Here is a 17,658-nt window from a genome sequence, read left to right as displayed (position 1 = left end):
AAATTATATTCTCTAAAAATGGAATTTTAATTATGATAAAAAATATTTATAATGTTTCAAAAACTTTCGGATTTAAAATATTTACGATTCTAATATTGGGGCTTTTGCTTCTTATACCTATGACTTTTATCAATTCTGTAGTTCGAGATAGAAAAAATTATCAAGCCGAAGCGGTATTTTCAATAATCGAGCCTATAGGAGGAGCGGCAAATATAGAAGGATTGATTATAGCTATTCCTTACATGAAAAAAATCATTTCCGAAAAAGAAACTACATATAAACGAGAATATATTTTTTATATGCCGAACAGTTATAATATTTCGGGCGATGTGGAAATAAATTTGCTTAAAAGAGGAATATTTAAAGTTCCGATTTTGAATTCCACTTTGAATATAAGAGGAAAGTTCGATAAATATAATTCCAATTTGTATAATTTGGACGAAAACGATTCTACTATATTATTTGACGAAGCGATTATGATATTCGGAATCGGAAACAAAAAGAATTTATTAAAACTGCCAAAAATTATAGTAAACGGAAACGAAGAACTTGCATATTACGAGAAAACTATAAAAATAAATTTAAATATGTTTAGAAATATATTTTTATTCAATATATCGAAAGAAAAAATATTTAACGGATTTGAATTTGAAACGAATATTGATATTCAAGGCGGAAATTCTTTAATCATAAATACTATGGCGGCGGATAATTATTTTAATATAACTTCAAAATGGAACGACCCGAGTTTTACGGGCGGATTTCTTCCGACAAAAAGAGATATTTCTAAAAACGGATTTAACGCGGAATGGAATATAGCGAGTTTTAACACTTCCTATAATAAATATTGGACAAGCGAAGAATTTAACGAATACGAATACGGAAATAATGAAAATCAAAATGATGTAATAATATCGTTTTTGCTTCTCAACGATAATTATCAGAAAATATTAAGAAGCGTCAAATATTCAATACTTTTTATATTCATTCCTTTCTTTGTTTTATTTTTATGCGAGGTAATTTCCAAAAAACGAATTCATCCCGTTCAGTATATTTTGATTGGAATATCGAACGCCATATTTTATTTGCTGCTTCTTGCAATATCGGAACATATAAATTTTAATATCAGTTATTTAATCAGCGCGATTATGGTAATTTTATTAACTTCCGCTTATATAGGATGTATAATAAAATCGAAAAAATATATTCTCTCAATGGCGATAGTAGAAATTTTGATTTATATATTTTTATTTGGAATATTGCAGCTTACCGATTACGCTTTGCTTATGGGAACATTAGGATTATTTATAGTGATAGCGGCGGGAATGTATTTTTCAAGAAATGTCGATTGGTATGGAGAGAATGACAATTAAAAATATAATAAAAAAATTTCTTGACTTTTTCAAAATTTTTATTATCTTATAAATAGACTAATTAATTGAGTTTAATTATGAATGATAAATTAAGCGTTAAATTCGTAACAGACAGACAGACAGACAGACTATAATTCTGTCCTTTTTCTATTGCAAAAATACATTACACATATAGTTAATTCCATTTTAACTTTGTATAACCTATTGAGGATTAGTCCTCGTTTAGTTATAAATTTAAGTTTTAATATTTTCATAAAAGGAGTATAAATTATGAAAGTTAAATTATCTATTATGATTTTTATGGTTATTTTAAGTATTTTTTATTTTCAAGTAATTTCTTGCAAAAGTAATGAAGAACCAAACGAACCTGTTTATTCTAATTATACGGGAACTCTATTTCCTAATGATTATATGCCTTCAATGTATGATATAATCGAACATTCGTATAGACGCTTTAAAGTTGATACCAAAGAATATAGTATTATGCTTCAATCTGATATTGATAAATTAAATGATATTCCTATAGCGGATTATATCGGAAGGAATATAACCATAAGAGCTACTTATTCAAATTCATATTTCGGACATAAGAGAGGATATGACGATGATTACTTATTTGATATTAGCATTATATCGTTAGGAGAATAAAAAAGTTATTGGCATATTTATAAAATTTATTATAATATATAGAGAGTTAATATATAATTTAAGAAGTTTAAAAATGAAATTAAAATTTTATCTAATTATAATTTGTATATTCATTTTTGGTTGTAAAAGTAAAGAAGAGCCTGTTTATATAACAAGAATAGGAGAATTAACACCAGGCGGCGGTGGAATACCTTATTTGGAAGTATATGATAGCGTAGAAGATAAATATACAATTTACTTATTATGGTTTAAAAGCGGAACAGATACGGATACGCTTCCTCATTATGAAACGGTAAAAATTATAGGAGAAGAATGGAATCATTGGATAGAGTTAAGTGGTAAAGATAAATTTTTACAATTAGGGATAATTGTTAAATCAATGGAGATTATACAGCCTGAAGAATAACTTTAAGGAGTATAGAAATGAAACCAAAATTTTATTTAATTATAATTTGTTTATTAATATTTGGATGTAATAGTAGTGAAAAACCAATTTATATAGATATAGAGAAAAAAGGTATTGTAACGGAAGAAAACGGTATTTATTATTTGAAGGTAGAAATTTCAAGTGTATCAATAGAAACAATCACTGAAATTTACGAACTTATTGTGCCTAAAGGTTCTTTAAGTCATGAAGTTAATGATGCTATAATAGTTCATGGAAAGTTAATAACAGTTGGTAATGTGAAGAAAATATATGTTATTGAAATTGAATCAATTCCTATTTATTAATTTTAATTTTTTATGGAGTATAAAAATGAGATTAAAAATTTATTTAATCATAATTTGCATATTTGTTTTTGGTTGTAAAAGTAAAGAAGAACCTGTTTATATAACAAGGATAGGAGAATTAACGCCAGGTAATGGAGGAATACCTCATTTAGAAGTATATGTGGATAAAGAAGATAGGCAATATGACATTTATAGATTAATCTTTAAAAGCGGAACGGATGTGGATACGCTTCCCTATCATGAAACAGCAAAAATTATAGGAGAAGAATGGAATCAATGGTTTGACCTAGGCAACGGGAATAAAAGATATGATTTATATATAATAGTTAAATCAATGGAGATTATAGAGCCTGATGTTATAGAACCTACGGAGCCTGATATTATAGAACCTTAAGAATAGATTTTAAGGAGTATAAAAAATGAGATTAAAAATTTGTATAATCATAATTTGCTTAATAATTTTTGGTTGTAAAAGTAAAGTTTCTTATGACGGCATTTTGATGCATAAAAACGATTTGCCATTTAAAGGTTATGGGGTAGACTATGGTTTAGAGCGGGATATTCTTCTAAAAACTTCAATAAGTGATAGTAAATTTCCAGACGGAGTTAGATATTATGTTATTTGCCCCAAAAATAAACATTATCAGAATTTTAAAAATAATCTTGGGAGAAAAGTTACGGCAAGAGGAGAAGAAACATATCAAATTGCGCAAGGAGATATATCTCAGCATCCGTCAACTCCAAATCCTGAAGAACCTCCATATTATCAAGGTTTTGACGAATATCGTTTGGAAGAGGCAAAAATTGTAAAAGTATATTAGATTAATTTTATACTTGTAAATGTTATATAAATAACGGAGATATTAAAATGCTAAAAAAATATTTATTACTATTCATAATCTTTGTATCAATATTTGGTTGCAAAAATAAAAATAAAGTTTCTTATGACGGTGTTTTGATGCATAAAAACGATTTGCCATTTAGAGGATTTTATATACTTGATACATATATTTTTCTTAAAACTTCTATAAAAGACGAAGTATTTCCAGATGGCGTAAGATATTACGAGGTTATACCAAAGGATAATAACTATCAAGATTTAATAAATAATCTTGGAAAAACGGTTAATATAGAAGGAGAAGAACATGTTTCAATAATAGCAATTCCAGATATTAGTATTAATCTTTCTGAAGAAGAGGAAGAAGGTAAACCTTATTTAAATATAGATTATCAATATAATTTGAGCGAGGCAAAAATTGTAAAAGTATATTAGGATTGACTTTTATATTCGTTCTTATCTAATTTATAAATTTGACTTTTAGCGATAGACATATATAATAGATTTATGTATAATGTTATCGTTGCGGGTTCTACCGATTTTACGGCTGATTGTATTTTGCAATTAATGAAATTAGATAATGTCAATATATCTTCCGTGATAGCGCCGATAGATTCTAAAAAAGACAGAAAGGGAAATATAATAATCTCCGAAGTAAGCAAAATTGCTTTGGAAAATAATATTAAACTTTTGAAGCCCGAAAATATTAATAGCGAAGATTTTAATAAAACTTTATCCGATTTGAAACCTGATTTTTTAATCGTTGTCGCTTATGGAAAAATTTTATCGAAAAAAACTTTATCGATTCCAAAAATAATGCCAATGAATATTCATGGTTCGCTTTTGCCTATTTTGAGAGGAGCGAGTCCCGTTGAGCATGCTTTATTAAACGGTTTTGAAAAGACGGGAACTACATTGCAAAAAATGGATTATAAATTGGACGAAGGAGATATTATATTGCAGGAAGAATTTGAAATACAAAAAAATTGGCAGTTTTACGAATTATACGAAGAGATTAAAAAAAGCGGAGTCAATTTGCTTAAAGAATTTTTTAGTAATGTAGATAAATATATTTCAAACTTAAAAAAGCAGGACGATAAAAAAGCGACTTATTGCTCGAAGATAAAAAAAGAAGACGGAAAATTGGATTTCACTAAAGACGCTTTAATTTTGCATAATATGACTAAAGCGTTTGTCCGATATCCAACGGCGTTTTGTTTTTACGATAATTTTATGATAAAAGTTTTTAAAAGCGAATATTTAAAATCCGACAATAATTCAAATTTTGGAAAAATACTCGAAGTAAATAACGATGGAATTTTTGTATCCGCATTAAACGGAATTTATATCATAAAAGAATTGCAAAGAGAAGGCAAAAAAAGGCAAACCGTTAAAGAATTTTTATGCGGAAATAAATTAAATACAAGCGAATATTTTAAATAGAGGAGTTTAATTATAAATTATGAAAGATTCAAAAATAAAATACTGGTTTAAGAAAGCGAAGATTAAATTATTGAAATTCTTAAAAATAATTCTGCCGAAAGATATAATGGTTAATCCGAACTCGGCTTTGGTTTTTAAGAGGCTTCTTCTTTTCGCTTTATTATTATTCGTTTTGCAATGTTTTGTCGTTTCAATAGTCGTGTTTATAGTGGTAAAAGCAGGCGGAAAATCTTTTATACTTCCCGATGTTTTGAATAAAGAAATTTACGAAGCGTTTGATATTTTGGAAAAAGAAAATATCAATCTAAAAGTGCAAACTCATTATTTCAGTAATTTTCCTTTGGGAACTGTGGTAAATCAAGAACCTAAAGGCGGAGTAAGAATTAAAGAAGGAAGAACGGTATATTTGGTAATAAACTCTCCCGAACAAATAACTTTAAATATGCCCGACATTACGGGAATGAAATACGAAGACGCTCTTAATATAATTTCAAACGAAGTGATAAGCAAATTTCCAAATATTATTATTAACGATATAATAGAATTGCAAGACGAAACGAACGAAAACGATATTGTTTTATCTCAAAATCCTAAAGCGAACGAGATTATAAAAAGCAATACGGAAATAACTTTAACGGTTAATAAAAAGGAATAAAAATGAAAAATCGAAACGAAACATATAATAAGAATTATGAAAATTTTTCCGATTATGAATATTGGAGTATTATATAGCGATGACAAATAATAAATGCGAATTTTGTAACGGAATCGATTCGGAACTTTATATAAAATCCGATTTGGTTAGTTATAATAAATGTTTAAACTGCGGATTAATATATCAATATCCAATTATAAGTCAAAAAGAAATTGATGCTATATATGACGACAATTATTTTGAATACGAGGTTGCAAATCAGGAGAATTTTTTTAAACTGATAAGACTTGCCTTGAAAGATATAGATTTTGAAAATATAAAAAAAGAATTTCCAAATAAAAATGTTTTGGATATAGGATGCGCTACGGGAATGACTCTTAATTATTTGAAAAGCGAAGGCTACGATACTTATGGCGTTGAAATTTGTTCCTCTTCCGCGAAATACGCGAGAGAAAATTATAATTTGAAAGTTTATGAGAAAAGCCTTATAGAAATTGGTTTTGAAAGCGATTTTTTTTCGTTTATACATTTTTCGCATGTTATAGAGCATGTTCCGAATCCAGCCGAAACTTTAAAAGAAGTTTATAGAATACTCGCTAAAGGAGGCTATTTGGCGATTACGACTCCGAATGCGGACGGAATATTTGCGAAAAAATACGGAGCTAAATGGCGAGCGGTTATGCCTCAACATTTATGGCTTTTTTCAAAAAAAACTTTATCGCAATATATGAAAAGTATTGGATTTAATATTATTAAAGATTTTTCTTGGGGAAGTATTCCAATAGAAAAAAATTCTAATAAATTAATAAAGTTATTTTTTGATAAATATGTTAAAATATTTAATAAAGGCGATGTGATGCTTTTTTTATGTAAGAAATAAATATATAATGAAATAAATAAAATTTTAAGGAGATTATTATGGCAACGGAAAATAGCGGCATGCTTTCAATGGACCCAAACAATTACGAATATTCTTTTGACAATACAATCAATGTTCGGGAAATATATAATAAAATAGTTGATTCCGAACCTAATAATCAACTTTTATATACTGAGCTTTTGAAAAATTACGCGGTAACGGGCGAGCAGATTTTAAAATCAATCAGCAAAAGAGCGGGAATCAAAGCGGGAAAAAATGTTAAATTCGATAAAATGACGGGCATATATAGAAGCGCGGTTTTCGGCTATGTAGTTTATGACGGTATGAATTCCGTTTCAGTTATTCCCGTGATAAATGTAGAGGATAAATGGCGCGGAGTTATGGTTTTGCCTCCTCAAAAAGAATTAAAAAGACAATTATCTTCGGAAGATATTCAAAATCTTATTTCGGAAATTCCTATTAGATTAATGGTTGACTACGATAAAGTTGCAGGACTTGTCGAAGAGAATTTGAAATTTAACGAAGGAGTTTGCTGTGTATTCGTTGAAGGAAAAAAACCAGTCGATGGAAATGTGCAAAAAGTTATACTCGATTACGATATGTCGATAGAAACAGGGAAAAAATCGGAAGACGGAAGCATCGATTTTAAAGAAAGAAGTTTTATACATAATATAGACGCGGGAATTCAAATAGCTCATTTCATTCCAGAAAAACCAGCGGTTGACGGACTCGACATATACGATGAAGTTTTGGAAGCGCATTATGACGAAGAACCTTGCTACAAAATAGGAAATAATCTTAAAGTTGAAGCTGACGGAATAAATATAAAAAGCGCAATAAAAGGAATTTTGGTAAATAACAATAATACAATATCCGTTAGTAATGTAATTGAAATTGAAAAAGTCGATTTGTCTACGGGAAATATTGAAGTTGACGGTTCGGTTATAATCAAAGAAAATGTTACGCCGGGATTCAGCATTAAAACGGAAGGCGACATTAAAGTAAACGGAAATATTGAAGACGCTAAAATAAACTGCGGAGGAAATTTAATCGTATCGGGCGGAATAATCGGCGGTCCCGACAGCGATATGCATATAAACGGAAAAGTTTACGCGTCTTTTATAAGAAACGCTAATTTAATTTGCAACGGCGATGTAATAGCGAATCAAATAGTAAACTCCGATATATCATGCAATAATAGAGTAATAGTATTGGAAGGAAAGGGAGTAATAATCGGCGGAAATGTAAAGGCTTTGAACGGAGTCTGGGCAAGGAGCATAGGAGCGATAAGCGAATCAAAAACGACTATTATTGTAGGAAGAGACGCCGAAGCATACGCTTTATTTAAGAATATACAAACTACGGTAAAAGCGAATAGAGAGGAAATAAACAAATATAAAACTCTGCTCGGTTCGGAATATTTTAAAGACCCGAAAGCGTTTATACAAAGAATACCAGAAAATAAAAGAGATACGATAAAAGCCATTTTGAAAAAAGTCTCTAATCTCGTAAAAGAAACAACGGAACTTGAAGAAAAAAGAAAACAAATGAGCGAAGAATTTGAAAAACTTTCAAACAGTAGTATTTCTTCAATGGAAGGATTTTTTCCCGGCGTTACGGTTTATATATCGAACATAAGAAAATATATTACGAATAAAATCTCGGGAACGGAATATTTTTACTCGAAAGAATTGAGAGATATTTCTGAAAAAGCTCCGAAGACTCTGCCTCCCGAAGAATATGCGAAAATCGATGTAGTCGCGGACAAATAATTTAAAATTTATACTTCGCAAACTGGCGATTGTCGAATTTTTATTTTTATCGCGCTTTTATCTCCAAATATTGAATCCATAAGTTTTGTATATTCTTCGACTCTATTTAAAGGAATAAGCGCTTGAATAGTTCCCGCAAATCCTCCGCCATGAACTCTGCATGCCCCGTCTCCGTGAAGAAAATCTTTTGTAATCATTAAAGCCAAAGCGACTCCCATATTTTTTAAAGTAGTAATTGAAAAACAATTTTGCAAATACATAAAACTTGAAAGTCCAGATTCGTTCATAAGATTTAAATATTCTTTTATATCGTTATTTCTTAAAGCGTTAATTTGATTTATTACTCTTTCGTTTTCGGCAATAAAATGGAAAGCTCGCATTATTGCTCTGTCTCCGATTTTTTCTCGTATTTTTGAAGCGTTTGAAATTAATTCTTCTTTTGTTATGTCTCGGCAAACTTCTTTTGAAAAATATTTTGCAATAGAATTCATTTCCTCTCTTATCGCCGCATATTCTCCCGTAAGCGAACTATGGTCGCCTTTAGCGTCTACTATCATTAAAGCGTAGCCCGATTTTTCAAAGTCGTATTCCACTTTTTCTATTTGAGGACTTTTTGGATTTTTGAAATCTATTGAAATTATTCCTCCAACCGAACATCCCATTTGGTCCATTAATCCGCAAGGTTTTCCGAAATATATATTTTCCGCAAATTCTCCTATTAATGCTATTTCCGTTTTTTCAATTTTATCGTCATTATATAAAGCGTTTAAAATCTCTCCGATTAAAGATTCAAAACTCGCCGAACTGCTAAGTCCGCTTCCCATTAAAACTTTATTATTTAAAGACGCGGTGAATCCTCCGATTTTATAACCAGAATTTTTTAAGCCCGCGCAAACTCCTCTTATTAAAGCGGTTGATTTTCCAAATTCTTTTTTATCAATATCCAAATTATTAATATCTATAGAATCGGGATTATTTGCTCCGTCCGTATAAACGATTATTTTATTATCTTCTCTTTTTGAAACCAAAGCCAGTTTATCCAAATTAATAGAAGCCGTCAAAACGCAACCGTTATTATGGTCCGTATGATTTCCAGATAATTCCGTTCTTCCCGAAGCGCTGAATATTCGGACATTATCCGATTTTTCTATTTTTTGAAAATGCTCCAAAACCGAAGACAATCTTAAATAAGCTTCTTCGATTGAATTTTTATCTCCGCCGTATATTTTGTCAAATCTATCGTCCAATTTTTTATTTTTTAATAATTCTTTTAACTCCGATATTTTATACATTGCTTGCCTCTAATTTTTTAATCGTAAATCGTATAAATGATATATAATTATTGAATTTTGTCAAAGGCGTATTTTAGTCAGTGCATTCGCAATGACGGATTATTTATGTCATTACGATATAATTCGGCGTTCTTCGTGTGTTGCGAACGGAGGACGCTATTTTTTTAATATTGCCATAAAAAATAAAATTAGTATAATCTAATAAACAAATTTTTAATTTTTTAATTAATTAAGGAAAATAATGAGAATAACTTTTTTGGGAACGGGAACTTCGGATGGCGTGCCAATGATAGGATGCAAATGTCCCGTTTGTTTAAGTAAAGATAAAAGAGATAAAAGATTAAGAGCCTCCATTCTTATACGAGACAACGATAAAAATTATGTAGTCGATACTTCTTTGGATTTTAGGGCGCAAATGCTTAAAGAAAAAGTTAACAGACTCGAAGCGGTATTTTTTACTCATCAGCATGCCGACCATACTTCTGGAATAGTCGATTTACGCTCTTTAAATTTCGCGATGAATCGTTCTATAGATTGCTACGGAAATAAAGAAACTATGGATATTTTAAGAGATAAATACGATTATTTTTTTAATCCCGTTCAAATGGGTGGCGGGCTTCCTCAAGTCGTATTTTATCATATTAATAAGCCGATGCAATTTGACGGCATAAAAGTAGTTCCAATTCCGATAAAACATGGAGTATTGAATATATTAGGATACAGATTCAATAATTTCACTTATATAACGGACGCAAGTTTTATAAGCGAAGAAAGTTTCAAATTGATAGGAGGAACGGAGATTTTAGTTTTAAACGGATTGAGATATCGTCCTCACCATACGCATTTATCTTTGCAGGAATCGGTAAATATTGCAGACAAAGTGGGGGCTAAAAAAACTTACTTCACGCATATGACTCATGATGTTTTGCATAAAAATTTGGAAAAAGAATTGCCTAAAAATATGTATCCAGCTTATGACGGACTTACGATAGAAATTTAAAATTTTTAAAATTAATTCTATAATATTTATAATAAATTTTTACTTCTGTAATAATAAACTAAAAGCCGAACGACTCTCGAATAACTTCTAACGCCTTCTTTTTGACTGTTCGCTTTCAAATACGCGTCATTAACTTTTTTGCTTACTTTCGACAATTCGCCCGAATACTGCTGCCAAAATTTATTATGTTCTCTGATTTCTTCTTTTGTTTCTTCGTTCAAATTATTTATCAAATATCCGTAATTTTCGTCACGGTTTAACTGCCCGAGTAAATACAATAAAGTTTCAAAAGTTCCAGAATATCTTATAAATAAATCTTCGCTTTTTGAACATACCAAATAAGCTAAAAAATTCGCTTCATCCTCGTAGGAAATTCCTATTTGATGCGACATTTCATGGGCGATTGTGAAAGGAAAAGAAATATAAGGAATCAAAATATTAACATTCGATTCAAAAGTGAAAGGATTATAAATTCCGAGTATTTGCAAATATAAAAAAAGTTTTGAGAATTTTATCGGCTTCGTTCTTATATAATTCATATTCAAAAATTCAAATTCTTCAAATATATTTTTATAATCCGCTTCAACCATTCTATTCAAAGCCTGAAAATTCGTGTTTATGTTTTGATATTTCATTTGACTTTTCAAATTATTAATATCTTTTACCAAATACTCGGCAACCGCATAAATATCTTCGTTGTCAATTTGCTTTTCCATATAATCCGAATAATTATTTATAAGCGGAATTCTATAATAATTTAATCCCCAAACCGACATAAATATTATATACAAAATAACGGCGGCGCAAACTATCGCGTATAAAAAATTAAATAGAATTTTTAATTTATCTTTTTCCGTTATTAAATTTTTCACGGTAAAAATTATAAATAATATTACAAGAATTATAAATATTATAAGAAGAATCTCGCCGAAAGAAAAACTGAATTTGCCAAAAAATTTATTTAAATTTCCCGCCAAGCCTTTATAGAAAAATCTCGAATAAACATTTTCGATTAAACTTTTTGACAGAGCGGATAATCTTAAAATAATCGCTATAAAAATTATGCATGCAAGAAATATTAATTTATTTTTCATTATTTTATTATACTTAATTGAAAGTTTTTGTCAAAGCGAATTTATTTTTTCATTGCTTTTAAGTCGGTGTCTAATTTCTTTTTCCAAAGGTCGTAAATCTTTTTTTGTTCTTCCGCTTCTTCGACTTCGTTCAAATAAATATATATTCTTCTTAAAGTTCCAGTGAGATTAAGAGCCATTTTCATGTCGTCTGGGCGTCTGTCCTGCAATTCGTATTTCGTTCTATATTGTTCGGCGGATGCGGATATTAAAGATTTTGTAAGATTCATTAATTTTACTCTATAAATATAACCTTCGACTTCGGGGCTTAATTCTTTTATATAATTTTTGAAATCGATTATATTTTTTGAAAGCAAAGCAAGTCTTCCTTCAATTTCGATAAAATTCTGAAGCCATTTTGAATTTTCGCCGTAGCAGAATTTAAAATAATCTATAACATAGCCGAAAGAACATATAAATTTGTATCTCCATTCGTCCGTGAATTTGTCTTTCAAATATTCATGCACTTCGTCATTTAAAGATAAAGAATCGTCTCCGTAATCTCCTAAAGCCTCTTCCAATAACGATATCGCTTTATTGATATATCTTCTTCCATCGTTTAATTGATTTTCTACTCTAATATCTAAATGTTCAATCGAGATATAGCAAATCGTGGCGATAAACGAAGACGCTCTTATATACATAACCGCCAAATCTATTTTATTTTTAGCGACTTCAAAATTATCTTCTATAGACGCTAGTCCTTTTTCCAATTTATCCATATTGACTTCTACCGAATTAAGCAAGTCTTTATATTTATTTTGCATTCTTGTGCATTCGGCTTTTGCCGCTTCGCTAATTTTAGCCATTTATTATTCCCCTATTAAATTTATCGGAAAAATTTACCTGAAAATGAGATTTTAATTATTTAATTTTATTATTAATTTTATAATTTAACCGTTTAATTCTACGGGCATAGTTATGATAAACGCGGTGGCTTGGAAATTTTTATTTATACTTTTAACAGTTATGCTTCCGCCATGAGCTTCCACTATTCTTTTTGAAACGGCGAGTCCTATTCCAACTCCATGACTTTTCGTAGTGAAAAACGGAGTGAATAATTTTCCTATTATGTCTTCTTCAATATAAGAGTTGGTATTTTCCACTATTATATCAATCATAGATTCTTTATAGGAATTATCCGAAAATACGGCGCTTATTATCGCGTAGTTTTCGTCTTCTATCGCGTCAATCGCGTTTATAATTAAATTTATTATCACATCGTTTACTCTGTTATAATCCCATCGAACGCTGTTTTCTTTAGTGGAATTAACCGCGTAAAATTTTATTTTTTTACCGCTTTTCTTTATATATTCTTTTGCAAGTATGTTTATATATTTTATTATATCGTCAACTTTAATAGTTTCGGGAACTAAATTAATGCTTTTTGCAAACGATAAGTTTTTTTGAATATAACTTTCCAGTTTACCGATTTCTTCGACTATAATTTTCGCGTATTCGCTCGTTTTTTCATCCGAACTCACTTTTACGAGTCTGTTTGCAAAGCCCGATATTGGAACTACGAAATTTCTCAAATTATGCGCCATTGAAGAACTCATCTCTCCTATCATTGCCAGACTTTTGATGTCAAATAAGTTCTTTTGAGCCGCTTTCAAATCGTTATGACTCTTTTCTATTTCGTTATACATAGAAGAATATTCAAAAGCTACCGCCGCCTGACGCCCGAACATTTTCAAATATTCCAAATCATAATCGGTTATCGAAACATCGTTATACGCGTTATCGACTACAACCATTCCCATACAGTTATTTGCGTCCATTATCGGAATTATCGCGAAAGGATTTTTTCCAAATATATCGGTATAATTTCTTAATTGTTCCGCCCATCTGTCGTTTACCGATTTTACATTTATGCTTTCTCTATTATTGAATACATAAGAAAATAACTGGCATTGTTCGTTGTTCGGAATAACGGTATTCATAAATTTCTGATTCAAATCCCATGATTCTTCCAAATCTTTTTTTTCAAAAGAGAGCATCAGTTTTTCTCGCAAACCGTATTTATTCATATCTTTCATTTTATTCCAGATATTTCCCGCGTCGCTCGCGTCTTTCGGAGCAATGCACATTCTTCCTCTGAAAACATTAAATTCTTTATCGTATAAAAAAGCGAAAGCTCTATTGAAAGCGAAAACATCTCCAATAGTCGCTATCGTAAGAAGAATAAATAAAATATCTTCTGGTTTCGAACGCTCGAGTAAAATATTGCTTATATCGTATAAAGCGCTTAAACGATTCATGTTTTTTGTATTTATTTCGTTAGCTTTGAACAATTCTTCGTTTATTTTATTCAATTCTATCGTATTATAATATTCCGACATTCTACTCGATATATTAACCAGAAGCGGTTTAAATAGATTCAAATCTTCTTTATCGAAATCTCCCAAAGGATTTACCGCGTCTTTTATTTTATCAATTACCATAATATATCCGATGCAGTCGTTTCTTACGGAAATTCTATTAAATAAAACCGAACGATTTATAATATTCTTAAAATGTTCTCCGTCCTCATGTTTTTCAACATTGTTTACATATCCGACTTCCGCGTCCAGATATTTATGCTCGTATTCTTTTTTCTCAAAAATCGAATAATCAAAATTATTGTCAAAACCGTAGGAAGAAATCGTTTCAAAATTATAGCCTTCGTATCTTAATCTTATAAAAGTTTTGCTCGCGCTGAATATGTTTGCAATATCCGAAGCCAAATCTTTTAAATTATCTTCAAATTTATCAATATCGCTTAATTTCAAATATAAATCTCTAAGCAGTTTTAATTGTTTGTCTTTTTCTTTATAAGTTACATGCTGCAATACATTGTTTACATATACGGCGAAATGTCCGATAAAATTTTTAAGTTCGTCTCTTATGCTTTTGTAGAATTCCGTTTTATCTTCTTTATTTCTGAAAACTATTATTCCTATGGGATTTTGACTCGTATTAATCGGCAGGGCGAATAAAGTTTGATAATTTGAAAATACTTCTATATCCGAAATATTGACATTTTGCGCTATATATTCTTTTCCGTTGTATAAAATTTCCTGCACTTTATCTATATTCATTGGAAAATCGACTTTGCATACATAATATCTGTCTATTCCGTAAACGCCTCGCAATATCAAATATTCGCCTTTCGGAAAATAAACTTCTCCGCAGTCGAAATTATAATACTGGCATATTTTTTCTAAAAACAAATCGACTATAATATCTATTTCGTTGGTGTTTTCGGCAAAGAGCAATCCTTTCGACAAATCGGTAAAAAAATTTTCTATAGATTTTGCATTTTCCATAAAATTCCTCATTTATTTTTTATATTGATTTTTAAATTTATAAAATATATCAAACTCTAAAAATCTTTAACTGATAAGGCGCTATTTCAATCGTTTCTTTTATCTCTATTATATTATCGAATGAAATATCTTCTTTTATATCAAATTTTTTAGCGTCAAATTCTTCTTTCGTATCGGAAGTATTAACGACTATAAAAACCATGTCTTTTTCGTCCAAACTATATTTATAAAATTTTTTGAGCGGATTTTTTATCTCTTCAATTTCTTCTTTATTTTCTTCGGGTTTATTTTCATTATTATTATTGTTATCGTTATTCTTATTTTTTAATTCTTCTTCTTTTTTCTTTTTTTCAATATTTTCCAAAACATCCAAAGAAACTATTTTTCCGCAGTTTGAAAGTATTGGATTTTTTTTAATATAATCGCCCATATCTTTTATGAATTCGCTTAAATCGAAATTTATTTTTTCAAAGTCTTTTTCGTTTCCGCCGACTACATTGCATCTTTTATAAAATCCGTATTCGTCTCCGAGCGTTATCATCCACATATCGCATACTATCGCCGTGAATAAAAAAGTTTGTTTTAATTTCCAAATGTTTCCTTTATATTCCGTTATAAGTCTTTCCGTATCATGATTGCTCGGAAAAGCTATTTGTTTGCAATTTTCTCTTGCCGCATCGTATTGTTCTATAAACCATTCGCTTTCGTAATCCCACCATTTGGCGCTGCTTGCCACATAATCGAATCCCGCTTCTATTAAATCTTTAGTGTCGTCCAAAGAACATCCCAGACTTTCCGCAAAAAATATAATTTCTTTATTTTCTTTTTTAGCTTCGCTTATTAAATACTGCCATAATTCTTTAGGGACTTTATAAGCCGCATCGCATCTGAAACCTGAAAATCCTAATTCCAAATTATGTTTAATAAGTTCTTTCCAAAAATTCCAAATAGGATTTTCCGTCTTTTCGTTATTTTCGTTTAAAATTATTTTTTCGTTATTGAAAGAAGCCAAATCTCCCCATTCAATCCATTTGCCGTTATCCCAAGCGCCGGGCGAAACAAGTTTTCCGTCTTTTAATTTATACCAGTCGAAATGTTCTTCTACCAAATTGCAATCTTTTGAAGAATGATTGATAACCAAATCTATCATTAATTTTATATTATTTTTTTTGCAATATTGAGTGAAATCTTTTATCTCTTTTTCCGCTTCGATTTTTTCGGGGCTTGAAAAAAATGCGGGATTATATTTGTAATAATCTTTTGTCGCGTATAAACTTCCGCTAAATCCCGGAAAAGTTATCGGATTAATATAAACCCACTCGAATCCGATTTTTTTTATTCTGTCGATATGCGAATACCAATTTTTAATGTTTCCCAATAACGGGACAAATAAATTATAACTTAAAATACTCATTATGAATTTATTATATGTTATAAAGAAATAAAAAACAATACTTAATAATCGATTTATAATATTTAAAATAATTATTTAAGGCTTGACAAAAAATAAATTTATTGTATAATGACGGTATGAAGTTCATCACCGTCAACCGTCGACCGTCAACCGTCAACCGTCAACCGTCAACCGTCAACGCTAGAATTATATTTAGCTGACTTTTTTCATTGCATAACTTTTATAAAAATAAAATTATTTAACATCTCGTTAAAAATATATTCAAGGCTCGTATCATGAATGTGGTTATAATTCATACGGGCTTTGCAAAATATTTGCTTTATGTTTTAAGGCAAATCAAAAGAACAAATCCAGATTCTAAAATATTTTTAATATCCGACAGAGAATATAAAAAATATTCCAAATATTCAACTTTTGTCGACATATCTAAAATTTCAAGTTCGGATGCAAAAACTTTTAAAGAAAAATATGTTCATCTCGGAAAAAGCAATCCTAATTACGAAATGTTTTGTATGCTGCGATGGATTTTATTAAGAGATTTTATGAAAGAATATAATATAAACGAATGCCTGCATATCGACAGCGACATATTAATATTTTCCGATTTGGATAACGCTTTAAAACCTTTTTCAAATTATAAAATTTCGCTCGCTCATAATTTGGCTTTAACTATGCATATTAAAGATATTGAAATTTTAAATGAATTTTCAAAATATTTATTATTCAAATATACTAACGAAAACGAACTTAATAAATTAAAAGATATGTATTATAAAACCGACAGAGCGACTAACGGAGTGGCAGGAAGTATTTCCGATATGGATATTTCGAGAGAATTTTTTTCGAGCATAAAAGAACCGATTGGAGATTTAAGCGAAATAGTAAACGATTCTATTTTTGATTCGGCGATAGTTTACGGCGCTCCAGAATTTGAAATGTTAAAGAAAGGAAAATACGAATTGAAGAAAATATTTTTTGAAAATAAAGAGCCGTTTTGCAATTATATATTAAACGGAGAAAATAGAAAAATTAAATTTCATTCTTTACATCTTCTTACTTGGACAAAATTATTTATCAAAAAACTTTCCGATTGCAAAGATTTGGATTTTAATCCTTATTTTATAAATATATACAGAGAATTTACTTCATTCAAATCTAAAGTGAAAAAAT

At 29.7% G+C, this 17,658-nt stretch carries 18 protein-coding genes; 13 read left to right on the top strand and 5 right to left on the bottom strand.

From position 1 onward, the window contains the following. Positions 1-32 precede the first annotated feature (32 nt). The 11 genes from creD (at position 33) to ACR0QS_RS00040 (ending at position 8,341) form a co-directional block, all read left to right on the top strand. Positions 33-1,373 carry a cell envelope integrity protein CreD gene (gene creD, locus ACR0QS_RS00090; RefSeq protein WP_432631403.1) on the top strand — a complete coding sequence of 447 codons (1,341 nt, stop codon included), beginning with the start codon at positions 33-35 and terminating at the stop codon, positions 1,371-1,373. Positions 1,374-1,643: 270 nt separating this feature from the next. After that, the gene (locus ACR0QS_RS00085; RefSeq protein ID WP_432631402.1) at positions 1,644-2,021 is read left to right on the top strand and encodes a hypothetical protein; all 378 of its coding nucleotides are present in this window, start codon (positions 1,644-1,646) and stop codon (positions 2,019-2,021) included. Between the two features lie 73 nt (positions 2,022-2,094). Further along, positions 2,095-2,427: a hypothetical protein gene (locus ACR0QS_RS00080; RefSeq protein ID WP_432631401.1), complete on the top strand. Its 333-nt coding sequence runs from the start codon at positions 2,095-2,097 to the stop codon at positions 2,425-2,427. Between the two features lie 17 nt (positions 2,428-2,444). After that, positions 2,445-2,753 carry a hypothetical protein gene (locus ACR0QS_RS00075; RefSeq protein ID WP_432631400.1) on the top strand — a complete coding sequence of 103 codons (309 nt, stop codon included), beginning with the start codon at positions 2,445-2,447 and terminating at the stop codon, positions 2,751-2,753. A 25-nt stretch (positions 2,754-2,778) separates the two neighbouring features. Continuing rightward, positions 2,779-3,147, top strand: a complete 369-nt coding sequence (locus ACR0QS_RS00070) for a hypothetical protein (protein ID WP_432631399.1) — start codon at positions 2,779-2,781, stop codon at positions 3,145-3,147. A gap of 25 nt (positions 3,148-3,172) precedes the next feature. Next, a complete protein-coding gene (locus tag ACR0QS_RS00065) occupies positions 3,173-3,574 on the top strand; it encodes a hypothetical protein (protein ID WP_432631398.1) in 402 nt (133 codons plus the stop codon). Positions 3,575-3,621: 47 nt separating this feature from the next. Beyond that, positions 3,622-4,026 carry a hypothetical protein gene (locus ACR0QS_RS00060; protein WP_432631397.1) on the top strand — a complete coding sequence of 135 codons (405 nt, stop codon included), beginning with the start codon at positions 3,622-3,624 and terminating at the stop codon, positions 4,024-4,026. A gap of 72 nt (positions 4,027-4,098) precedes the next feature. Beyond that, positions 4,099-5,034 carry a methionyl-tRNA formyltransferase gene (fmt, locus tag ACR0QS_RS00055; RefSeq protein ID WP_432631396.1) on the top strand — a complete coding sequence of 312 codons (936 nt, stop codon included), beginning with the start codon at positions 4,099-4,101 and terminating at the stop codon, positions 5,032-5,034. Between the two features lie 19 nt (positions 5,035-5,053). Continuing rightward, a complete protein-coding gene (locus ACR0QS_RS00050; RefSeq protein ID WP_432631395.1) occupies positions 5,054-5,689 on the top strand; it encodes a PASTA domain-containing protein in 636 nt (211 codons plus the stop codon). Between the two features lie 79 nt (positions 5,690-5,768). Beyond that, positions 5,769-6,569 (top strand): class I SAM-dependent methyltransferase, encoded by an 801-nt coding sequence (locus ACR0QS_RS00045; RefSeq protein WP_432631394.1) that lies wholly within the window; start codon positions 5,769-5,771, stop codon positions 6,567-6,569. 38 nt (positions 6,570-6,607) lie between these two features. Beyond that, on the top strand, positions 6,608-8,341 hold the full coding sequence (locus ACR0QS_RS00040; protein WP_432631393.1) for a DUF342 domain-containing protein: 1,734 nt from the start codon (positions 6,608-6,610) through the stop codon (positions 8,339-8,341). 8 nt (positions 8,342-8,349) lie between these two features. Here ACR0QS_RS00040 and ACR0QS_RS00035 read toward each other — a convergent pair whose 3' ends face one another. Continuing rightward, on the bottom strand, positions 8,350-9,633 hold the full coding sequence (locus ACR0QS_RS00035) for a galactokinase (RefSeq protein ID WP_432631392.1): 1,284 nt from the start codon (positions 9,631-9,633) through the stop codon (positions 8,350-8,352). 241 nt (positions 9,634-9,874) lie between these two features. Between ACR0QS_RS00035 and ACR0QS_RS00030 the strand changes: the two genes are divergently transcribed. Then, positions 9,875-10,633 carry an MBL fold metallo-hydrolase gene (locus ACR0QS_RS00030; protein WP_432631391.1) on the top strand — a complete coding sequence of 253 codons (759 nt, stop codon included), beginning with the start codon at positions 9,875-9,877 and terminating at the stop codon, positions 10,631-10,633. 26 nt (positions 10,634-10,659) lie between these two features. Here the strand turns inward: ACR0QS_RS00030 and ACR0QS_RS00025 are convergent, their stop codons facing one another. From ACR0QS_RS00025 to ACR0QS_RS00010, 4 genes are all read right to left on the bottom strand, one after another. Then, a complete protein-coding gene (locus tag ACR0QS_RS00025) occupies positions 10,660-11,727 on the bottom strand; it encodes a DUF3810 domain-containing protein (RefSeq protein ID WP_432631390.1) in 1,068 nt (355 codons plus the stop codon). A gap of 41 nt (positions 11,728-11,768) precedes the next feature. Next, on the bottom strand, positions 11,769-12,575 hold the full coding sequence (locus ACR0QS_RS00020) for a hypothetical protein (protein WP_432631389.1): 807 nt from the start codon (positions 12,573-12,575) through the stop codon (positions 11,769-11,771). Between the two features lie 84 nt (positions 12,576-12,659). Beyond that, on the bottom strand, positions 12,660-15,074 hold the full coding sequence (locus ACR0QS_RS00015) for an ATP-binding protein (RefSeq protein WP_432631388.1): 2,415 nt from the start codon (positions 15,072-15,074) through the stop codon (positions 12,660-12,662). A 49-nt stretch (positions 15,075-15,123) separates the two neighbouring features. After that, complete coding sequence (locus tag ACR0QS_RS00010; protein WP_432631387.1) at positions 15,124-16,488, bottom strand: alpha-amylase family glycosyl hydrolase; 1,365 nt, start codon at positions 16,486-16,488, stop codon at positions 15,124-15,126. 275 nt (positions 16,489-16,763) lie between these two features. On the opposite strand from ACR0QS_RS00010, the gene ACR0QS_RS00005 reads away from it, so the two are divergent. Further along, a partial coding sequence (locus ACR0QS_RS00005) for a hypothetical protein (protein WP_432631386.1) occupies positions 16,764-17,658 on the top strand: 895 nt, incomplete at its 3' end.

Origin of the sequence: Brachyspira sp. (assembly GCF_050873525.1) — a bacterium.
Taxonomy (GTDB): domain Bacteria; phylum Spirochaetota; class Brachyspiria; order Brachyspirales; family Brachyspiraceae; genus Brachyspira.
This window is presented reverse-complemented; position numbering and strand designations above follow the sequence as displayed.